This window comes from Salinisphaera sp. SPP-AMP-43 (assembly GCF_049568105.1).
GTDB lineage: Bacteria > Pseudomonadota > Gammaproteobacteria > Nevskiales > Salinisphaeraceae > Salinisphaera.
On record NZ_CP145335.1, the window covers coordinates 456,464 to 474,312 of the forward strand.

14 protein-coding genes are annotated in these 17,849 nt (G+C 64.6%); 6 read left to right on the forward strand and 8 right to left on the reverse strand.

Going from position 1 to position 17,849, the window contains the following annotated elements; genetic code table 11:
• Window positions 1-12: 12 nt before the first annotated feature.
• The gene (locus V5738_RS01940) at window positions 13-687 is read right to left on the reverse strand and encodes a haloacid dehalogenase type II (protein WP_423822720.1); all 675 of its coding nucleotides are present in this window, start codon (window positions 685-687) and stop codon (window positions 13-15) included.
• A 271-nt stretch (window positions 688-958) separates the two neighbouring features.
• Here V5738_RS01940 and V5738_RS01945 point away from each other — a divergent pair, with 271 nt between their 5' ends.
• Together V5738_RS01945 and V5738_RS01950 are read left to right on the forward strand one after the other, a co-directional pair.
• A complete protein-coding gene (locus V5738_RS01945) occupies window positions 959-1,834 on the forward strand; it encodes a GNAT family N-acetyltransferase (RefSeq protein ID WP_423822721.1) in 876 nt (291 codons plus the stop codon).
• 6 nt (window positions 1,835-1,840) lie between these two features.
• The gene (locus V5738_RS01950) at window positions 1,841-3,148 is read left to right on the forward strand and encodes an amidohydrolase (RefSeq protein WP_423822722.1); all 1,308 of its coding nucleotides are present in this window, start codon (window positions 1,841-1,843) and stop codon (window positions 3,146-3,148) included.
• A 23-nt stretch (window positions 3,149-3,171) separates the two neighbouring features.
• Here the strand turns inward: V5738_RS01950 and V5738_RS01955 are convergent, their stop codons facing one another.
• On the reverse strand, window positions 3,172-3,663 hold the full coding sequence (locus V5738_RS01955) for an Lrp/AsnC family transcriptional regulator (protein ID WP_423822723.1): 492 nt from the start codon (window positions 3,661-3,663) through the stop codon (window positions 3,172-3,174).
• 312 nt (window positions 3,664-3,975) lie between these two features.
• Between V5738_RS01955 and V5738_RS01960 the strand changes: the two genes are divergently transcribed.
• The 3 genes from V5738_RS01960 (at window position 3,976) to V5738_RS01970 (ending at window position 7,612) form a co-directional block, all read left to right on the forward strand.
• Entirely contained in the window at window positions 3,976-5,466 is a 1,491-nt protein-coding gene (locus tag V5738_RS01960) for an aldehyde dehydrogenase family protein (RefSeq protein ID WP_423822724.1), read from the forward strand.
• Between the two features lie 18 nt (window positions 5,467-5,484).
• Window positions 5,485-6,114, forward strand: coding sequence for a cupin domain-containing protein (locus tag V5738_RS01965; protein WP_423822725.1), 630 nt, complete (start codon window positions 5,485-5,487; stop codon window positions 6,112-6,114).
• Window positions 6,115-6,280: 166 nt separating this feature from the next.
• A complete protein-coding gene (locus tag V5738_RS01970) occupies window positions 6,281-7,612 on the forward strand; it encodes an NAD(P)/FAD-dependent oxidoreductase (RefSeq protein ID WP_423824225.1) in 1,332 nt (443 codons plus the stop codon).
• Between the two features lie 1,052 nt (window positions 7,613-8,664).
• Here V5738_RS01970 and astB read toward each other — a convergent pair.
• The 6 genes from astB to V5738_RS02000 all read right to left on the reverse strand — a co-directional run bounded on the left by astB (window position 8,665) and on the right by V5738_RS02000 (window position 16,528).
• Complete coding sequence (gene astB / locus V5738_RS01975) at window positions 8,665-10,044, reverse strand: N-succinylarginine dihydrolase (RefSeq protein WP_423822726.1); 1,380 nt, start codon at window positions 10,042-10,044, stop codon at window positions 8,665-8,667.
• A 13-nt stretch (window positions 10,045-10,057) separates the two neighbouring features.
• On the reverse strand, window positions 10,058-10,951 hold the full coding sequence (locus V5738_RS01980) for a dihydrodipicolinate synthase family protein (RefSeq protein WP_423822727.1): 894 nt from the start codon (window positions 10,949-10,951) through the stop codon (window positions 10,058-10,060).
• An 82-nt stretch (window positions 10,952-11,033) separates the two neighbouring features.
• Complete coding sequence (astD, locus tag V5738_RS01985) at window positions 11,034-12,533, reverse strand: succinylglutamate-semialdehyde dehydrogenase (RefSeq protein ID WP_423822728.1); 1,500 nt, start codon at window positions 12,531-12,533, stop codon at window positions 11,034-11,036.
• Window positions 12,534-13,211: 678 nt separating this feature from the next.
• Window positions 13,212-14,267 (reverse strand): arginine N-succinyltransferase, encoded by a 1,056-nt coding sequence (locus V5738_RS01990; RefSeq protein WP_423822729.1) that lies wholly within the window; start codon window positions 14,265-14,267, stop codon window positions 13,212-13,214.
• Entirely contained in the window at window positions 14,261-15,319 is a 1,059-nt protein-coding gene (locus tag V5738_RS01995; RefSeq protein WP_423822730.1) for an arginine N-succinyltransferase, read from the reverse strand. The genes V5738_RS01990 and V5738_RS01995 overlap by 7 nt, the downstream gene beginning before the upstream one ends.
• Before the next feature lie 3 nt (window positions 15,320-15,322).
• Complete coding sequence (locus V5738_RS02000) at window positions 15,323-16,528, reverse strand: aspartate aminotransferase family protein (protein ID WP_423822731.1); 1,206 nt, start codon at window positions 16,526-16,528, stop codon at window positions 15,323-15,325.
• A gap of 265 nt (window positions 16,529-16,793) precedes the next feature.
• Between V5738_RS02000 and V5738_RS02005 the strand changes: the two genes are divergently transcribed.
• The gene (locus V5738_RS02005) at window positions 16,794-17,837 is read left to right on the forward strand and encodes an ROK family transcriptional regulator (protein WP_423822732.1); all 1,044 of its coding nucleotides are present in this window, start codon (window positions 16,794-16,796) and stop codon (window positions 17,835-17,837) included.
• The last annotated feature ends 12 nt before the right edge of the window (window positions 17,838-17,849 follow it).

Consider the following 17,849-nt stretch of genomic DNA (forward strand, 5'->3'; position numbering starts at 1 on the left):
GACCGGCCGTCCTTACAGCCCGACCAGTTCGGCCAGGCCGTGGGTATCGGCGACTTCGGTCGCGCCGTAGCCCGGCGTATACGGCTCATGGCCGCGGTTGATGAAAGCCTTGTCGCGAATGCCCATGAACGAGGCACTGAACAGGTCGTAGCGAAAGCTCGACGACACATGCAGCAGCTCCTCGGGGGCGCAGCCCAGGGTGTCGATCATGGCTTCGAAGGCCGCCAGGCGCGGCTTGTAGACCTTGAAGCGTTCGGCCGTGAAGACATGGGCGAAGGGCACGCCGAGCTTGTCGACATTGGCCATGATCTGGTCTCCTGCGGCATTGGAATAGATCACCAGCGGGATCTTGTCGGCGATGCGCGACAGCCCGGCGGTGACATCCGGATGCGGGCCCCAGGTGGGTACGGCCGCATAAAAACGCTGCCCGACCGTGTCGTCATAGGTTAGGTTCCAGCGTGCACAGGTACGAGCCAGTGCCGTTCGGATGACTTGATCATAGGGCTTCCACTCGCCCAAAACCTCGTCGAACCGGTAGGCACTGAAATCTTGGACGAACTGCGCCATACGCTTGGCATCGGGGATCTGCTCGGCGAAGGCCTCGCGAGCGAGTGTGCCCATCTGGAAATTGGTGAGCGTGCCGTAGCAGTCGAAGGTGATGTATTTGGGGCGCATGATGTCGCTCATAATCCGGTCCTTTTCGGGCAAGACAGCGTATCCGACGATGACGCGTCGACCGGTACGCAGTGTGTAATCTTGAGTTCAATGGTAGGGGGCATGGGCCGGCATTTGGCGCTTAGTTGTTCGACTGCTGCAGCATTTTCTGCTGTCCGGAGTATCGAAACAGCGTGATGTTTCGAAATGCATTTTCTTGGCCGGATTGCGTAGCGAGTGCATCAATATGATGCGAAGATCCGGGCTTGTCGCATGTTTTTGGTACAACTCCGGGGAAAGCGAAATGAGCGGTTCGGACTCCGTATCGGCGGCCCACGACTTGGACGCGGCCTATCGCTGGCGTGAACTCGGAATGGACGATTTGGAGGGCGCCGTGCGGCTGTCGGCCGCGCTCGGCTGGCCGCATCGCCGTGAGGACTGGCAGCAGCTGCTGCAAGTCGGCCGCGGTGTGGCCCTGGAACATAATGATCGATTGATCGGCACCGGCCTGTGCATGCCGCAGGGCGCGCTGGCCACGATCGGTCTGATCGTCATCGATGAACAATGGCGCGGGCATGGGCTGGGCAAACGCATGATGGCGCGCACCATGGCTTTGGCCGGCGAGCTGCCCATGCTGCTGGTGGCGACCGTCGCCGGCACGCCGATGTACGAGAAATTCGGTTTCGTGCGGCGCAACAGCGTGGCTCAGTATCAGGGCCTGGCGCAGGCCGTGGGCGAACCCGACCCGGCGCTGGCGGCGATGACTGCGGCCGATCGGCCGAGCATTGAACGCCTGGCCGATGCCGGCAGCGGGCGGGCTGCGGTACTGGATATGGCGCTGACCACGGCTGAGTCGGTCAAGGTCTGCCGTCGCGACGAGCGGGTGGTGGGTTTTGGCATGCGCCGCCGGTTCGGCCGGGGGGAGGTGATTGGGCCGGTGGTCGCCGAAACCGTCGAACAGGCTCAGGCGTTGATCGACGCCTTGCTGTTCGAAGCCGAGGGCCAGTTCGTACGCCTGGATACCCTGGGCGAGGCGATCGACGAAGCCTGGCTGGCCGAGCGCGGGCTGGCCTGTGCGGACCGCATCATCCAGATGAGTCGCGGCGAAGTCGCGCCGGTGGCGCATCCGCATACTCCGGTCGTCCAGCAGTTTCTGCTCACTACCCAGGCGCTGGGTTAGCCGGCGATGAGTGATTCGCTGGCCAAGGTCGTCGCCGCGCTCGCGCCCCGTCTGATCGAATGGCGGCGCGATCTGCATGCGCATCCGGAAGTCGGTTGGACCGAGTTCCGGACCGCGGCCTTGGTTGCAGAGCGGCTGGATGCGCTCGGCTGGCAGGTCGCGGTCGGAGCAGAGGTGGTCGATGCCGGGGCACGTATGGGGGTGCCGGATGCCGGGACCCTGGCGGCCGCCTGCGAACGTGCCCGGCGTGAAGGCGCGGACGAAGCCTGGCTGGCGCGCTTGGGCGATGGTCTGACCGGCGTAGTCGCCACGCTCGACTCGGGCCGCCCGGGGCCGACGCTCGCGATACGCGTGGATATGGATGCCTTGCCAGTGGCTGAGTCCGAGGCTGCGAGGCATCGGCCGAAGAGCGACGGCTTCGTTTCGCGTCATGCTGGCGCTATGCATGCCTGTGGGCACGATGGCCATACTGCGATTGGGCTGGGCTTGGCCGAAGTGTTGGTCGCCCAGCGGAGCAGTTTGCACGGCCGCGTAAAGCTGGTTTTTCAGCCGGCCGAAGAAGGCGTGCGTGGGGCCGCGGCGATGGTAGCGGCCGGGGTAGTGGACGATGTCGACCGGCTGATCGCGTTGCACCTGGGGTTGGGCTGCGACAGTGGCACCGTGCTCTGTGGCTGCGACGGATTTCTGGCCACCCACAAGCTGGACGTGGTCTTCACCGGACAGGCCGCGCATGCCGGCGGCGCGCCCGAGGCCGGACGCAATGCCTTGCTGGCTGCGGCCCAGGCGGTCACCGGTCTGTATGCGATCGCGCCGCACAGCGCCGGCCCGGCGCGGCTCAATGTCGGGCGCATGACCGCCGGTACCGGGCGCAACGTGATCGCCGATCGTGCCGAGCTCGAGATCGAGACCCGCGGCGCGACCACCGCGATCGACGACTATATGCGCGAGCGCGCCGAACAGGTGATCGCCGGGGCTGCCCAGGCGCAGGGCGTCGGCTACGAACTGCGTTGTGTCGGGCGTGCGGTGGAGTGTGCGTCTAGCCCGGGCTGGGTCGGCGAGATCGCGCAGCGCCTGCACGGGCTGCCGGGCATCGACCGGATCATCGATCACGATGCCAGACCTCGTGGCTCGGAGGATGCCACCGCCCTGATGGCGCGGGTCCGCGAACGGGGTGGCGAAGCGGCTTATATGATCTTCGGCGCCGACCGGCCGGCCGGGCATCATCAGCCGGATTTCGATATCGACGAGTCGGTGTTGGCTGTAGCCCTGCGGGCGCTGGCAGAAATCGTTGAGGCCGTCGGAGACGCCGCATGACGAGACGAATCATGTCGGTTGTCTTACGAGGCCAACAGGGTCTTGATCGGGACCTGGTCCTTCACGATCGGCGACTTGATCACGATATAGCTGTCGAAGCGATCGATGCCGACATCGCTTCGCTCCAGCAGCCGTTCCATGGTCTGCTGGTAGTGACCGATGCTGCGGGCGACGAAGCGCAGCAGATAATCGTAGCCGCCGCTGACCATATGGCACTCCAGCAGGCCATCAATGCCGGCCAGGTCGGCTTCGAAGCGGCGATGATCCTCGCGGCGATGCTCGGCCAGTGTGACTTCGGCGAAAACGGTCACGCTATCGGCGATCTTGGTCAGGTCGATGCGGGCCTGGTACGCGGTGATGTAACGCGCGCTCTGCAGCCGTTTGACACGCTGCAAACAGGGGCTCGGCGACAGATGAACCGCCCGCGACAGATCGACGTTCGACATCCGGCCGTTGGCCTGCAGCGTGGCCAGGATATCGATATCGGTGCGGTCCAGTTTGACGGCCGTGTCCATGACATACCTCGGGTAGTGACGGTCGATGTCGCCGCATCGCACCGGCAATCGGCTAACGATACAGAGTTCAATTTAATGAACCATGGTTTGTCTAAGCCTGTCAAACAAATCTGTACGCTTTTTATTTTCTAATCATATATTGCTGTATTTGCTATTTTTTATGGTTCGCCTTGTCGGCGGTGAACGAATAAAGCCAAATGATCCATTGACGAGAAGCGCAGCATTTATTCAATATTTTGATTATATTGAATGCTGCAGCGCTACCTCGATGCCCGTGCTGCTGCCAAGCATGAATCACACCAAGGCCAAGCCATGACCGTACTAATCCGCGATTTCGATCCCGAGGCTGTTGCCGTGACCAGCGGCCATTACATCGGTAGCCGCTACGTGCATGGCAACGAAGCCGCATTGGCCGTCGCCCGGCCATCGGATGGGCAGGTCTATGGCCATGTGCCGGAGGCAGGACAGGCCGGCGTGGATGCGGCGGTGGCCGAGGCCGAGCGGGCGCTGGCGAGTTCGGGTTGGGCACATCGCCCGCCGCGCGAACGGGCCCGGGCCATGTACCGCTGGGCCGAGCTGATCGATAGCGATGAACAGCTCGCGCTGCTGGAATGTGTCGGTTCCACTCGCCCGATCGGCCAGGCGCTGGTTCAGGATATTCCGTTCACTGCGGAGGCGATCCGCTTTTTCGCCGAGTATGCGGATAAGGCCGGCGGCGATGTTGCCGCCACGCGCAGCGATGCGCTCGGCTTCGTAGCGGCCGAGCCGTACGGCGTGATCGGGGCGATCACGCCCTGGAACTTCCCGTTGTCGATGGCCTCCTGGAAATGTGGCCCAGCGCTGGCCGCCGGCAATGCCGTGGTGCTCAAGCCCTCCGAGCTGACGCCGTTTTCGACCCTGCGCCTGGCCGAGCTGGCGGTCGAGGCCGGCATTCCGGCGGGCGTGTTCAACGTAGTTCAGGGCACGGGGGCCGATACCGGTGCCGCGCTGGTGCGTCATCCGGGGATCGGCAAAATCAGCTTTACCGGCTCCAGCGCGACCGGCCAGCAAATCATGGCCGATGCCGGTCGGCACGGCGTCAAACCGGTGACGCTGGAGCTGGGCGGGAAGAGTCCGCAGCTGGTATTCGACGAGGTGCCGGATTTCGAGCATGTTGCCCAGTGCATCGTGCGCGGGTTTACCGCCAACGGCGGCCAGGCCTGTATTTCGGGCAGCCGACTGGTTGCTCATGAGGCGATTGCCCAGCCGCTGGTCGAGCGGGTGGTCGAGATCATCGCCGGGCTGCGACCTGGCCCGACCTGGTCGGCGGCCACCGAGTATTGTCCGGCGATCGGCCCGGCCCAGGCCGACAAGATCGACCGTCTGGTGGCATCGGCGCGTGACGATGGCGCAGACATCGTCGCCGGCGGCGAGTTCTTCGACGAAGGCCCGGGAGGGGCTTTTTATCGACCGACCGTACTGGCCAACGTGGATGATGAGATGGCGGTGGTCCGCGAGGAAGTATTCGGCCCGGTGCTTACGGTTCAGACCTTTGCCGACGAAGCCGAAGGGATCGCTCTGGCCGACCATCCGCATTATGGTCTGGCCGCAGGCATTCATACCCGCGACGTCGGTCAGGCCATGCGCGCCATGCGCGCCATCGAGGCCGGTACGGTCTGGATCAACCGCTACGGGCGCAGCCGGGATCTGGCACTGCCGACCGGCGGTTACAAAGGCTCGGGCATCGGCAAGGATCTCGGCCGCCAAGCCTTCGAGGCCTGCCAGCGCTACAAGACCGTTCTGATGGATTTCGACGCCGCCTGATCACGATAAGAGACGCCCATGAACGAATCGAAAGAAACGGCAGCCAACGCCGGTGCGAACAACGAGGATTCGGCCGAGGTTAGTATTGGTCGTCGCCTGCGGCGGATGCGCAAGGATAAGGCATTAACGGTGGCTGCACTGGCCGAGGCCTCGAGTGTATCGGCCGGTATGATCAGCCAAATCGAGCGCGGCCTGTCGAATCCGTCGATCGGCACCCTCGAGCGGTTACGCGCCGTGCTCGGTATCCCGTTGACTGCTTTTTTCGAGGATCGCGAGCCAGCCGGGCCAACCTCGCCGACTGAGGAACGGGTCCGGCGGGCCGATCAACGGCCGTTCTTCCAGGTCGGCGTCAACGGCATGAGCAAGGAGCTGCTCTCGCCCAGCGGCGAACACGATCTGCAGTTCATGGTCATCAATATCCCGCCGCATACCCGGTCCCACGAGGTGATGATCGGCGAGGGCGAAAAGGCGGGGCTGGTACTCGAAGGCCGGTTGAGTCTGATCGTGGCCGGCGAAACCACTGCCCTTGAACTCGGCGACAGCTTCCAGTTCGACAGTCGCAAGGCCCACGGCATCGCCAACGAGTCCGACGAATCGGCCCGCGTGCTGTGGATCATGCATACCCGGCCACAGCCGGCCCAGTTCTAGGCGCGCCAGGCCTATCTTTCGGCCCGCCAGATGCGGCCATTCGACGGCACAACGGGACAGCCGGCGAACCAAGACCGAGCCTCGGTCGCTGCCTCCTGTTATGCCGCGCGACAGCTCTAATCCCTTCAACAAACCGCCCTCGAACGTCGGTAAGGAGATCAAACGCATGACCATTCAGGTCGATCCGGTACCCAATACTCCCGAGCTTCCTGAGCATGTCGATGTGGCTGTCATCGGCGGCGGCATTATCGGCGTCTGCAGTGCCTACGAACTGGCCCGCAAGGGCGCGCGGGTGGCGCTGTTCGAAAAAGGCGTGATCGCTGGCGAACAGTCGGGCCGCAACTGGGGTTGGTGCCGGCAGCAGAACCGCAGCATGTTCGAGCTACCGATGGCCATGCATGCGCTGCGCCGCTGGGGCGAGCTGGGCGACGAAACCGGCGAGGACACCGGCTTCCGCCGCGAAGGCATCGTCTATACCACCACCCGCGCCGAAGACATCGACAAATGGCGGGCCTGGGAGGCCGGTGCCCGCGAGCATGGCTTTATCAGCCACATCCTCGATGGTGACGAAGCCCAGGCCAAGTCGCCTGGTACGACCACCGACTGGCTGGGCGGGCTGTTTTCGCCGGATGACGGGCGGGCCGAGCCGGCCAAGGCGGCCCCGGCAATCGCCCGTGGCCTGGTCAAGCTCGGCGGCCATGTGTTCCAGAACTGTGCGGTACGTGGGTTGGATATCGACAACGGCCAGGTACGCGGCGTGGTCACCGAACGCGGTCGGGTACGGGCCGACAAAGTGATCGGCGCCGGCGGCGCCTGGAGCGGACGGATGTGTCGACGCCATGGCATCGGCCTACCGGTGACCAACGTCATCGGTACGGCCTTCACCACTACCGCGGCGCCCGAAGTCACCCCCGGCTGTCTGACGACGCCGACCGTGGCTATGCGTCGACGCCTGGATGGCGGCTATACCCTGGCCGTACCAGGTCGCGGGCGAATCGATCTGGCCCCGCTGGGGATGCGCTATGCGACCAAGTTCTACGCGGCCTATCAGCGTAAGCTCAAGAAGAAGCTGACCTATCGCCTCGGCAAGCCGTTTTTTTCCGGGCCGGAAGCTCTAGGCAGCTGGTCGCTCGACGGCATCTCGCCGTTTGAAAAACAGCGTATTCTCGATCCGAAGCCGGATGCCGGACTGGCGCGCGACACCCTGGCGGCTTGTCAGCGTGAATATCCGGCGCTGGCCGATATGGCCATGGACGAACTCTGGGCCGGGGCGATCGATACCACCCCGGACATGATCCCGATCATCTCGCCCGTGTCCTCGCTGCCTGGCTTCATGGTGGCCTCGGGTTTTTCCGGCCATGGTTTTGGCATCGGTCCCGGCGCCGGTCGGCTGATCGCCGACATGGCCGCCGGCGACGAGCCGATCGTGGATCCCAGTCCGTATCGGCTGGATCGGTTCTATGACGGGACCAAGCTGAAACAGCCGGAATTGATGTAGGACGAACCTTGTGAGCCGATGCCTTGAGCCGTCATGTCTTACCGGCGCCGCACGGTTGAGTATCCAGCCGTCTTTATCGCTTTGGCCCTCCGCTGCTCGGCGCTGCGCCTAAGGGACCCAATACAGAGCGGGCCTGCGATGTTGCAGTGGGTGCCTGTATTGAGTCCCGTGACACGGCGACGCAGACGCGCAGCGGCGACGGGTGTCCGGCGCACAGCGCCGGTGCGGCCAGCTGTTTGAGGGCCGCCAAAGCGACGTGAGTTCTGGCCGCATCCCGTGGCCGCGAGCATCGGAGTGCACCGGCGTCAGCCGGCGCCGTGTCGGGTGCCTTTTTCTTGGCTCCTTCTTTTGGGCAAGCAAAAGAAGGGGCTCGCACAGCAGTGCGAAACCGAGATCTAACTCACCTCGTGGCTCAAATCAGATAGGCCAGATCCCAAGCCAACGTGCTTTGAATAACCCACGGGCCCGCCGCGCCGGGCTGTTTCGCGCTGATGCGCGAGCCACTTTTATTTGCTTGCCCAAATAAAAGTAGCCAAAACAAAAGGCACCCTGTCTGGCGCCGATGCTTGCGCATCGGTGCCCTGCGCGGCCGCAAGCGGACGGCCGGAAACTCGCCGTGCTACGCACGACTCAGACATCCGCCGTCTTTATCGCTTGCGGCCTCTACTGCTCGGCGCTGCGCCCAAGGGACCCAATACAGAGCGGGCCCGCGATGTGAAAGGCGGGGCTTGTATTGAGTCCCGTTACACGGCGACGCAGATGCGCAGCGGCGACGGGTATCAGGCGCATCGCGCTGGTGTGGTGTGGCCAGCCTGTCGTCGGGAGCATCGGAGTGGACCGGCGCAGCCGGCGCCGTGTCGAGTGCCTTTTGTTTGGTTTTGACAAGAGCAAGTCGGAAGGCACTTGCACAGCAGTGCGAAACCAGGAGCTAACTCGACTCGTGGCTAAAATCAGATACATCAGATCTTGGACCGAGGTGCTTTGAACACCTCACGAGTCAGCCGTGACCGGCTGGACAGCCCGATGCGGATATCGGGCGCGGTGTATGGCGTTTAACCGATCTGCTGAAAAGCATAGATCGGCCCCAATCGGAGCAGGCCGGTCAGCTCGTCGAGCGCGTTGCGGGTCTCGTCCAGCAGGCTTGGATCGGCCAGGTCCTCGATTTCCAGCCGGTCGCGATAGTGGCGTTCGACCCAGGCCGCGAGCCGATCGTGGAGGCGATCGTCGAACAGCACGCCAGGATTCATGGCCGCGCGCTCGTTGGCTGACAGGACCACGCGCAGGCGCAGGCAGGCCGGACCGCCGCCGTTGTCCATGCTCTGTTTGACGTCGTAGGCACGATAGCCGGCGATCGGATTGGCGTGATCGGCGACGATGCGATCGAGTTCGGCCGCCACGGCTGGATTGCGCTGGCATTCGGCCGGCACGATGACGATCATCGAGCCGTCGGGGCGGGTCAGTAGCTGCGAATTGAACAGATAGGTCGCCACAGCATCTTCAAGCGTGACGTCTTCGCGGGCTACGCGTACCGGAACCAGATGCGTGCCCCGGGCCCGCAGCTTGTCGTGCAACTCGGCGAGCACGGTTTCTTCCTCGGCGAAGGCTGCTTCGTGATAGAGCAGCACCGGGCCGTTGCCGACCGCGATCACGTCGTTGTGGAATACGCCGGCATCGATAGCTTCCGGACTCTGGCGCGCGAATACACATTGCTCGGCGGCCAGGCCGTGTTGGCGAGCCACAGCCTGGCTGGCTTCTAGTGTTTGGCGGGCTGTAAAGCGCCGGGATTCCGGGGGTGTTGCTCGGCCACGATCCAGACCGTGGCGGCCATAGACGAACAGATGCACGCCGGGCGCGTCATAAGCCGCGCAGAGACGGGTATGGTTGGCAGCGCCTTCGTCGGAGAAAGCCGGCGTAGCCGGCAGTGCCTCGTGGTGCGCAAAACATGAGTCGTCGGCAAAGATGGCGCTGAGCGCCGCAGCGGTGGTCGGGGCCTCGATCGCACGATGGAAACTCGACTGCAGATTGGCCGCGGTGAAATGCACGCGCCCATCGACCGCGTCGGCCGAGGGTGTGATGGTCGCGGCATTGGCCGTCCACATCGCGGCCGCCGAGGAAATCGCCCGCACGATCGCCGGATCCGCGGCCCAGGCCGCTGCCAACTGGTCGCTCAGCGTACCGGCAAAGCCGAGCCGGTCGAGCAGTTCGACGGCCGGGCGCGGTTGTGGCGGCAGCACGCCTTGGGCAAAGCCGGCGTCGTGGAGGGCTTTCATCTTGGCCAGGCCCTGTAGGGCAGCTTCGCGCGGGTTGGAGACCAGGCCGCGATGGCTGGCCGAGGCGATGTTGCCGTGTGCCAAGCCGCTGTAGTTGTGGGTCGGGCCGACCAGGCCGTCGAAATTGACCTCGCGGGTGGCGTCGGTGGCGAAACTGGTCATGGGATGAACTCCATCAGCAGAGGTTGAGGGCGGCCAGGGTCGCTGCGACATCAGCCCGGTTGGCGCCGTCCAGGCTGTGCAGCGGCCGGGGCAGGCAGGGCGGGTTGACGAGGCCGAGCACTGCGGCAGCGGTCGCGATGACGCGCAGGCTGCCGCCATGGCGGGCATACAGCGCCCAGAGCGGATCGAGGTCGGCGGATAGGCGGCGCGCTGCGGCGGCATCGCCGGCCCGGGCGGCCTGCGTGATCGCGAGCGCGGCCGCGGGGAACAGGCCGCCGAGCACCGAATACCAGGCCGCGCAGCCTGCATTCAACCCGGCCGCGGCTGAACCGTCACCGCTGATGCCGAGGGTGACATCGTCCGGTAGTTCGGATTGCAGCGCTGCGATGCGTGTTTGTACTTGCTCTGGCGAGCCGGGCACCGCCGGAATCTTGATCGAGGCCACGTTCGGCAGTGCCGCGATCCGGCGGTATAGCTGGTCGCTGAATTGAAAGTGCGTGGTGGTCGGGTTGTCGTAAACACAGATCGGCAGCGAGACCGCGGCATCGACGCTTGCGAACAGATCGAATACCTCGGCTTCGCCAAGCGGCTGGTAAGACATGGCCGGCAGCAGCAGTCCGGTGGCGCCGGCGCGCTGGGCGTCGTCGGCACAGGCGAGCACTTCGGCGGTGGTCAGCGCGCCGATGCCGACGATGACTGGAATATCACCGCTGTGCTGGCAGGCCAGCCGGGCGATCCGAGCGCGTGTTTCGCGCTTTAAATAGGCATAGTGGCCGGTCGAGCCCAGTACGCCGATCGAATCCACGCGCGCGGCCACGAGCCGTTCGATCAGGCCGGTAAACGCTGCCTCGTCCGGAGTTTCGCCGGACAGCGGCGTCAATGGAAAAGCGCTCAGTCCGGTGAACATGCGCCTCGACCTCGTATGCGCCAGGATGGGCCTGTCTTATGCAAAGCGTAGCCGATGCGCGCCGGGTTCGCCTGCGTCATCGCTAGCCGCGCGAAACATTCGATAGATCCACGCCGTGCGGCAGATGCTCCGGCAGCGCGACCGTCTCGGCCTCCATGGAAGCCATCGGCCAGGCGCAGTAGTCGGCTGCGTAATAGGCGCTCGGGCGATGGTTGCCGGAATCGCCGATGCCGCCGAAGGGCGCATCCGAGGCCGCGCCCGTGGTTTGGCGGTTCCAGTTGACGATGCCGGCACGGATGCGCAGGCGGAAGTCTTCCCAGAGCGCGGCATCACCGCCGATCAGACCGGCCGACAGACCATAGGCGGTGTTGTTGGCCTCGGCGATCGCGGCATCCCAGCTCGTGGTGCGACGGATCGTAAGCAGCGGGCCGAAGTGCTCGACGTCGGCGGTCTCGATGCCGGTGACGTCGACCAGTCCGGGCGAGAGCAGGCTGGTGCCGGCTTTTAGAATCGCGCTGCGTACGAGCACGGTCGCCCCGCGGGCTTCCAGTTCGTCCTGCGCTGCGACGATTCTTTTGGCCGCGGCGGGCGTGGCCAGGCCGCCGTAGAAGGGTGGGTTGCTCTCGTCCATCGGCTCGCCGACGTGCAGATCGGCCAGCGCAGCGGCTAGGGCCTCGATCAGCGCATCGCCGGCCGTGCCTTCAGGTACCAATAGACGACGCGCACAGGTACAGCGCTGGCCGCCGGAGATGAAGGCCGACTGGATGATCGTCAGCACCGCGGCCGGAATTTCATAGCCCTCATCGGCGATCACCAACGGATTGTTGCCGCCCAGCTCCAGCGCCAGGATCTTATCGACCCGGCCACCGAACTGCTTGTGCAGCGACTTGCCGGTCGCCGCCGAGCCAGTGAACAGCAGGCCGTCGATCTCGTCGCTGCCGGCCAGCGCCTGGCCGACCGCTTTTTCGCCCTGCACCAGATTGATCACGCCCTCCGGCAGGCCCGCGGCTTCCCAGCACTGTAGGGTGAGATCGGCGGTCGCCGGGGTCAGCTCGCTGGGCTTGAACACGACCGTATTGCCGGCCAGCAGTGCCGGCACGATATGCCCGTTCGGCAGATGGCCGGGGAAGTTGTAGGGCCCAAATACTGCGAGCACGCCGTGCGGGCGATGGCGCAGCACGGCCCGCCCACCCGGAATGTCCTTAGACCGTTCGCCGGTACGCTCGTGGTAGGCAGTCTGGGAGATCGCGATCTTGCCGATCATCGCGCCGACTTCGGTACGGGCTTCCCAGAGCGGCTTGCCGGTTTCGCGGGCGATCGAGATGGCCAGTTCTTCCTTGTGCGCCTCGAGCTGTTTGCCGAAAGCTTCGACGATCGCCGCGCGTTGGTCGAAGGGCCGGCGGGCCCAGTCTGGGAAGGCCGCGCGCGCCGCGGCGATGGCGGTGTCGACTTGATCGGCATCCGCCGCGTTGGCCTGCCAGAGCTGGATGCCTGCGATCGGGTCGTGTTTTGCCATGGCCACGCCGTTGCCGGCTTGCCAGGTGCCGTCGATGAATAGTTGTTGTTTGGCTTGGAGTGGCATGGTGGCTCCGGTTTAATCGTTGAGTTATTCGGCTTCAGGGCTAGCAAGGCTGGAGCGCGTACTTGTGGCTCGGGCGCGCGTTGATGCGAGAAATAGAGCGAGGGTCAGTCGTGCCGATTGGAGCGGATGCTTCGGCGCAACAGTTTTCCAATGATGGAGCGCGAAAAGGCTTGGGCGCTGGACGAGACTTGGCGTTTCGCGCTGATGCGCGAGCCACTTTTCGGCCTGCTCTGGTTAATAAGCCAAAACAAAAGGCAGCCGCATCGGCGCCGGCTGTGCCGGTGCACTCCGATGCTCGCGGCCACGGGATGCGGCCCCCTGGGTTGTTGTTTTGGGTCGCGTCGCTTTGGCGACGCTCAAACAGGCTGGCCGCCCTGGCGCGGTGCGCCGGACACCCGTCGCTGCTGTGCGTCTGCGTCGCCTCAGACGGGCAGAAATACAGGCACGTTCGCTCCGACGGCTTGGCGTACCTTGTTTGTATTCGGGCCCCTTGTGCGCAGGGCACCGATGCAAAGCATCGGCGCAAGGTAGGGTGTCTTGTCCTTTGCTTCTTTTCGTTTGGACAAGCAAACGAAAAGGAGTCGCGCATCAGCGCGAAACCCCAAAGCAATCGAAGGCTCAGTGGCCTGTTATAGGTTGCGTTGGTCGTGAGCGGAGCGCGCATGTCAGCCGCTGCAATCAATCGCCGAGCACACGCAATTGTGCCCCATCATCAACGCCGAGCCTTGCGGCCTCTTCAGGATGCAGCACGATGCCATCGTCCTCGGCCGCACGCCCGACCCAGCCGGCCCGGAAATCGGCACAGACGCCGGTGGTGGCTGCTAGGGTCACCGGCGAGGCCGGGTCGTCGGCCTGGGCATCGATATGCACTGCGACTTCTCGCGAATGACGCACCGCGCGCACGTCGTCGAGATAGGCTTCGACCGTCGGCCCGGCATCGAAGATATCGATATAGCCTTCAAAACGCAGGCCCTGGGCGTTGAGCATGGCCAGGGCCGGCTTGGTCTGTTCGTGGACTGCGCCGATGCATTCGCGGGCGGCCTCGGGCAGCATCGCGGTACAGATCGGGTAGCGCGGCATCAATTCGCCGATGAACGATTTCTGACCCAGGCCGGTGAGCCGGTCGGCATCCCGGAAATCGATCGGGAAAAAATGCTGGCCGAGCGCCTGCCAGAACGGATTCACATCGGCATCGTCGAAGCGCCCGCGCATCTCAGCTAGGACCCGGTCGGGAAAACGCGCCCGATAGGCGGCCATGAACAGCCAGCGCACCCGGGACAATAACGTGCCGTTGCGTTGGCCTTTGGTACGCCAGTCCGGGCGCAGGTATAGCGAGCAGACTTCGGCGTCGCCGGTATGATCGGAAGACAGAAACAGGGTATCGATCACCCGGTTCAGTTCGAGCTGCTTGGAGGCCTGGGCCAGCCGGCCGACGCGATAGTTGTAGAACGGCGCATCCAGGCCCACCCGGGCCTCGATCGCACAGCAGCCGGCCACGCGCTCGGCGATCGGCGCATTGGGGCGGTTGTCGTCTTCGAGGACGAAGAAATACAGGTCGGGGTCGATCGCCAGGCTGGGATCATCGGCAGGCTTGTCGAAGGCTGAACGGGTTTCTTCGATATGCCGGGCTAGAAAATCGCGATTGTCGGGTAGCGAGGTAAAGCCGGTGCCGGTCTCGATCGCGATCGCGTGCAGGGCATCGAGATCGCCGGCCTCGATCGGTCGGATCAGCATCGGCTTGTCTCCTCGGTGATCTTCGGCAGGGGCACGGCCAGCACGGCTCGGCCGGTATCCAGACCCAGCCGATCGGCATGGGCCGGCGCCAGGCGGAGCTGGCTGGTCTGGGTCAGCGCATGCGGGGCGGTGACACAGCGAAAGCCGGCTGTTTCCTGGTTGGCAAGCAGGGCCGGGGCGTGCTCGGCGGCGGCAACGCGATTGTCGAGCAGGACCGGATGCCAGCGGTTGCCGCGTACCGAATGTAGCCGCTCGAAGGGCGCTTCGAACAATAGGCCGCCATCGAAGAGATCGACATGGCGAGACGCCGTGAAGCCTTCGTCGCGCAGATCCGCTGCCGCCCGGCGATGGCCGCTATGCACCGAACCGATCGCGGCCCGGCCGGCCTCGCTCAGCAGTGGTTCGTAGAGTGGAAACGGCGGCATCACCTCGGCGATGAAGCTCTTGGAATGAATGCCGGCGATTTCGTTGATCTCGGCGAAGTCGCGTACGAAGAAATGCCGGCCGACCGATTCCCAGAACGGCGAGTGGCCGTTGTCATCTAGATGGCCGGGCATGGCAACGGCCAGGTTGGGCATGAAGCGTTCGGGGTGCTGGGCCACAAACAACAGCCGGGCGCGGCGCAACAGCCGCTCGCCGGGCCCGCCGCGATAGCTGGAATCTAGCGAAAACGCACATAGCAGGCTGGCTTCCGACAGCTCGTGCGACAGCGACAGGATCGAGACCTCGCGGCGCACATCGAGCTGCTGGGAGGCATGAATCAGCATCTCGCGGCGCCAGGTGTAGTAGGCCTCGCGAGCCCCGGCCCGGGCCCGGATGCTGGCTGTGCCGACTACCCGTGGCGTATCGGCGCCGAGATCTTCCAGCACAAAAGTATAGATCTCGCCGTCGGGCGCGGCGATCGACTCGGACAAGGCATGCTGCGAGGCCGCCAGCCGCTCGGCCAGCCGTTCGCGATGGGCCGGTAGATTGGTCAGGGCAGGCTCGGCGCTGGCGGCTAGGGCCACCAGCGCCTCGAGGTCATCGGGATGACCGGGGCGGACGATCAGCACGCGCTATTCCAGCGTGCCGATGGCCGCATCCAACTTGGCCATGCCTTCTCGAATATCGGCCTCGGGAATGATCAGCGACGGTGCGAAGCGCAGCACATTCGGCCCGGCCACCAACAGCATCAGGCCTTGCTTGATGGCGGCGGCCAGGGTCGCCCGGCCTTGGTCGGTATAGCGGTCGTTGAATTCGGCGCCAATCAGCAGGCCCTGGCCACGGACGTCGGCAAAGCAGTCGTACTTAGCATGAATGCGGTCCAGTTCTTCGCGAAAGATCGCGGCCCGCTGTGCAACGCCGGCCAGCACGTCTGGCCGGCCGATGGTCTCGACCGCGGCCAGAGAAACCGCACAGGCCAGCGGGTTGCCGCCATAGGTTGAGCCGTGGGTACCGACCACGAAGACTTCGGCTACCCGGTCGGTGGTGAGCATGGCGCCGATCGGAAAGCCCCCGCCGAGCGCCTTGGCGCTGGTCAGGATATCCGGGGTGACGCCATAGCCCATATAGGCATATAGATGGCCGGTACGCCCGACCCCGCACTGGACCTCGTCGAAGATCAATAGGGCATTGTGTGCGTCGGCGAGTTCGCGCAGCCCGGCCAAAAACGCTGGATCAGCCGGGGTGACGCCGCCTTCGCCCTGGACCGGCTCGACCATGATCGCGCAGGTATCGTCGTCGATCAGCGCACGGGCTGATTCCAGGTCGTTGTACTCGCCGTGCACGATGCCGCCGGGCACCGGGCCGAAGCCCTGGGTGTATTTCTCCTGCCCGCCGACCGAGACCGTGAACCAGGTTCGGCCGTGGAAGGAGCGGCGGAAGGATACGATCTTGTCCTTGTGCGCGCCGAATTTGTCGTGGCCGTAACGGCGGGCCAGTTTGAGCGCAGCTTCGTTGGCTTCGCCGCCCGAGTTGGCAAAGAACACCTTGTCGGCGAAGGTCGCCCCGACCAGGGTTTTCGCCAAGCGCAGGGCTGGCTCGTTGGTATAGACGTTGGACAGATGCCAGAGCTGTTCGCCCTGAGTCTTGAGCGCCTCGACCAGGGCCGGATGGGCATGGCCGAGGGCGTTGACTGCGATGCCGCCGGCGAAGTCGATGTATTCGTTGCCCTGCTGATCCCATAGGCGGCTGCCTTCGCCGCGCACCGGGATGACCGCCTGCGGGTTGTAGTTCGGCAGCATGTAGGAATCGAAATCTTCGCGGGTGGGCGTCCAGTCCATAGCGTGCTTTTCCCTGTCTCGGGCCAGTGCGTAAGCGCGGTATTGTCGCGCGTTGCTGCGTCCGGGTCACGCCGGGGGCGGCGAACCCGATATGAACGGCCTCGAAAGCATTGCTCTCGCAGGGATCGAGAGCCGTGAATCGGACGAGTTTACAGTCGGCGGGAGGCTGATTCGGTCGCGGCGGCTTGAGCCAATAGTCGAGTTGACGCATCAGATCAGCCCGCTATGTTGATTTTTAAAGTCTACGAACAAATGGAATGGACAGGTGAGCCGATCCTCGGCGGAACGGCGGCGTAACAATCGAGTCCGAGTGCTGGAGGCGTTGCGCCGCGATGGTGATGCCTCGCGTGCGGACCTGGCGCGTGCGCTCGGATTGAGCAAGGTCACGCTGTCGGCGATTGCCAGCGAAATTCTCGAACAAGGCTGGGTGGTCGAACGTGAAGGCGAGGCCGGCAGTATCGGTCGGCGCCCGACGCTGTTGCGTCTGGCTCCGGCGCTCGGCGTGGTCGGGACGGTGGATATCCATGCCGAGAGTCTGGCGGTTCGGATCAACGACCTGCGCGGCGCGGTGCTGGCCGAGCAAACTCGGGCCACGGCGCACGACGCCGAGAGTCTGTGCAAAGGGGTGTTCGACGCACTGACAGCCGCCTGTGCCGCCTGCAAACGTGAACCCGAAACGTTGCTCGCGGTCGGTCTGGCCGTGCCGGCAGCGGTGGATACCGCCGGCCAACTGCATACGATCGGCCAACCGGCCTGTCTGGCCGAGATCGACTGGCGGGCCGAGTTCGCCCAGCGCTGGCCGAGAATCGGTGTGAGCCTGGTGAACAACAACAACGCCGCGACCCTGGCCGAACACTTGGAAGGGGCAGCGATCGACTGGTCGAATTTCGCCTTTGTCGGCATCGGCCAGTCGGGGCTCGGCTGCGGCCTGGTACTGGGCGATCGCCTGTATCGCGGCAGCCATCACGGTGCGGGCGAGATCGGGGCATTGATGCTCGGTGATGACGGCATCGTGTTGGATCGTCTGGCCGACTCACCGCGGACCGACGATTTCTATCGTCGCCTGGCCCAGTTGATCTCGCTCATGGTTCATCTGTTGGATATGGATGGCATCGTGTTGCACGCTGCCGATCACGATCATGCCACCTGGGTCCGTGAGCTGCCGAAGGCCCTGGCGCGGCATTCCAGCCGCGAGGTGGTATTGCGCGCGGCCGCGCTCGGCGAACGCGCGCCGATGATCGGTGCGGCTCGGCTGGCTACCGATGCGGCTTGGCGAATGCTCGAAAAAAGAATGCGCACGCGACACTGAGACAGGCGGGCT

What these genes read in the sequence shown, in the direction of transcription:
- V5738_RS01940 (WP_423822720.1), bottom strand. Translation starts at nt 687, where the DNA reads ATGAGCGACATCATGCGCCCCAAATACATCACCTTCGACTGCTACGGC.
- V5738_RS01945 (WP_423822721.1), top strand. Translation starts at nt 959, where the DNA reads ATGAGCGGTTCGGACTCCGTATCGGCGGCCCACGACTTGGACGCGGCC.
- V5738_RS01950 (WP_423822722.1), top strand. Translation starts at nt 1,841, where the DNA reads ATGAGTGATTCGCTGGCCAAGGTCGTCGCCGCGCTCGCGCCCCGTCTG.
- V5738_RS01955 (WP_423822723.1), bottom strand. Translation starts at nt 3,663, where the DNA reads ATGGACACGGCCGTCAAACTGGACCGCACCGATATCGATATCCTGGCC.
- V5738_RS01960 (WP_423822724.1), top strand. Translation starts at nt 3,976, where the DNA reads ATGACCGTACTAATCCGCGATTTCGATCCCGAGGCTGTTGCCGTGACC.
- V5738_RS01965 (WP_423822725.1), top strand. Translation starts at nt 5,485, where the DNA reads ATGAACGAATCGAAAGAAACGGCAGCCAACGCCGGTGCGAACAACGAG.
- V5738_RS01970 (WP_423824225.1), top strand. Translation starts at nt 6,281, where the DNA reads ATGACCATTCAGGTCGATCCGGTACCCAATACTCCCGAGCTTCCTGAG.
- astB (WP_423822726.1), bottom strand. Translation starts at nt 10,044, where the DNA reads ATGACCAGTTTCGCCACCGACGCCACCCGCGAGGTCAATTTCGACGGC.
- V5738_RS01980 (WP_423822727.1), bottom strand. Translation starts at nt 10,951, where the DNA reads ATGTTCACCGGACTGAGCGCTTTTCCATTGACGCCGCTGTCCGGCGAA.
- astD (WP_423822728.1), bottom strand. Translation starts at nt 12,533, where the DNA reads ATGCCACTCCAAGCCAAACAACAACTATTCATCGACGGCACCTGGCAA.
- V5738_RS01990 (WP_423822729.1), bottom strand. Translation starts at nt 14,267, where the DNA reads ATGCTGATCCGACCGATCGAGGCCGGCGATCTCGATGCCCTGCACGCG.
- V5738_RS02000 (WP_423822731.1), bottom strand. Translation starts at nt 16,528, where the DNA reads ATGGACTGGACGCCCACCCGCGAAGATTTCGATTCCTACATGCTGCCG.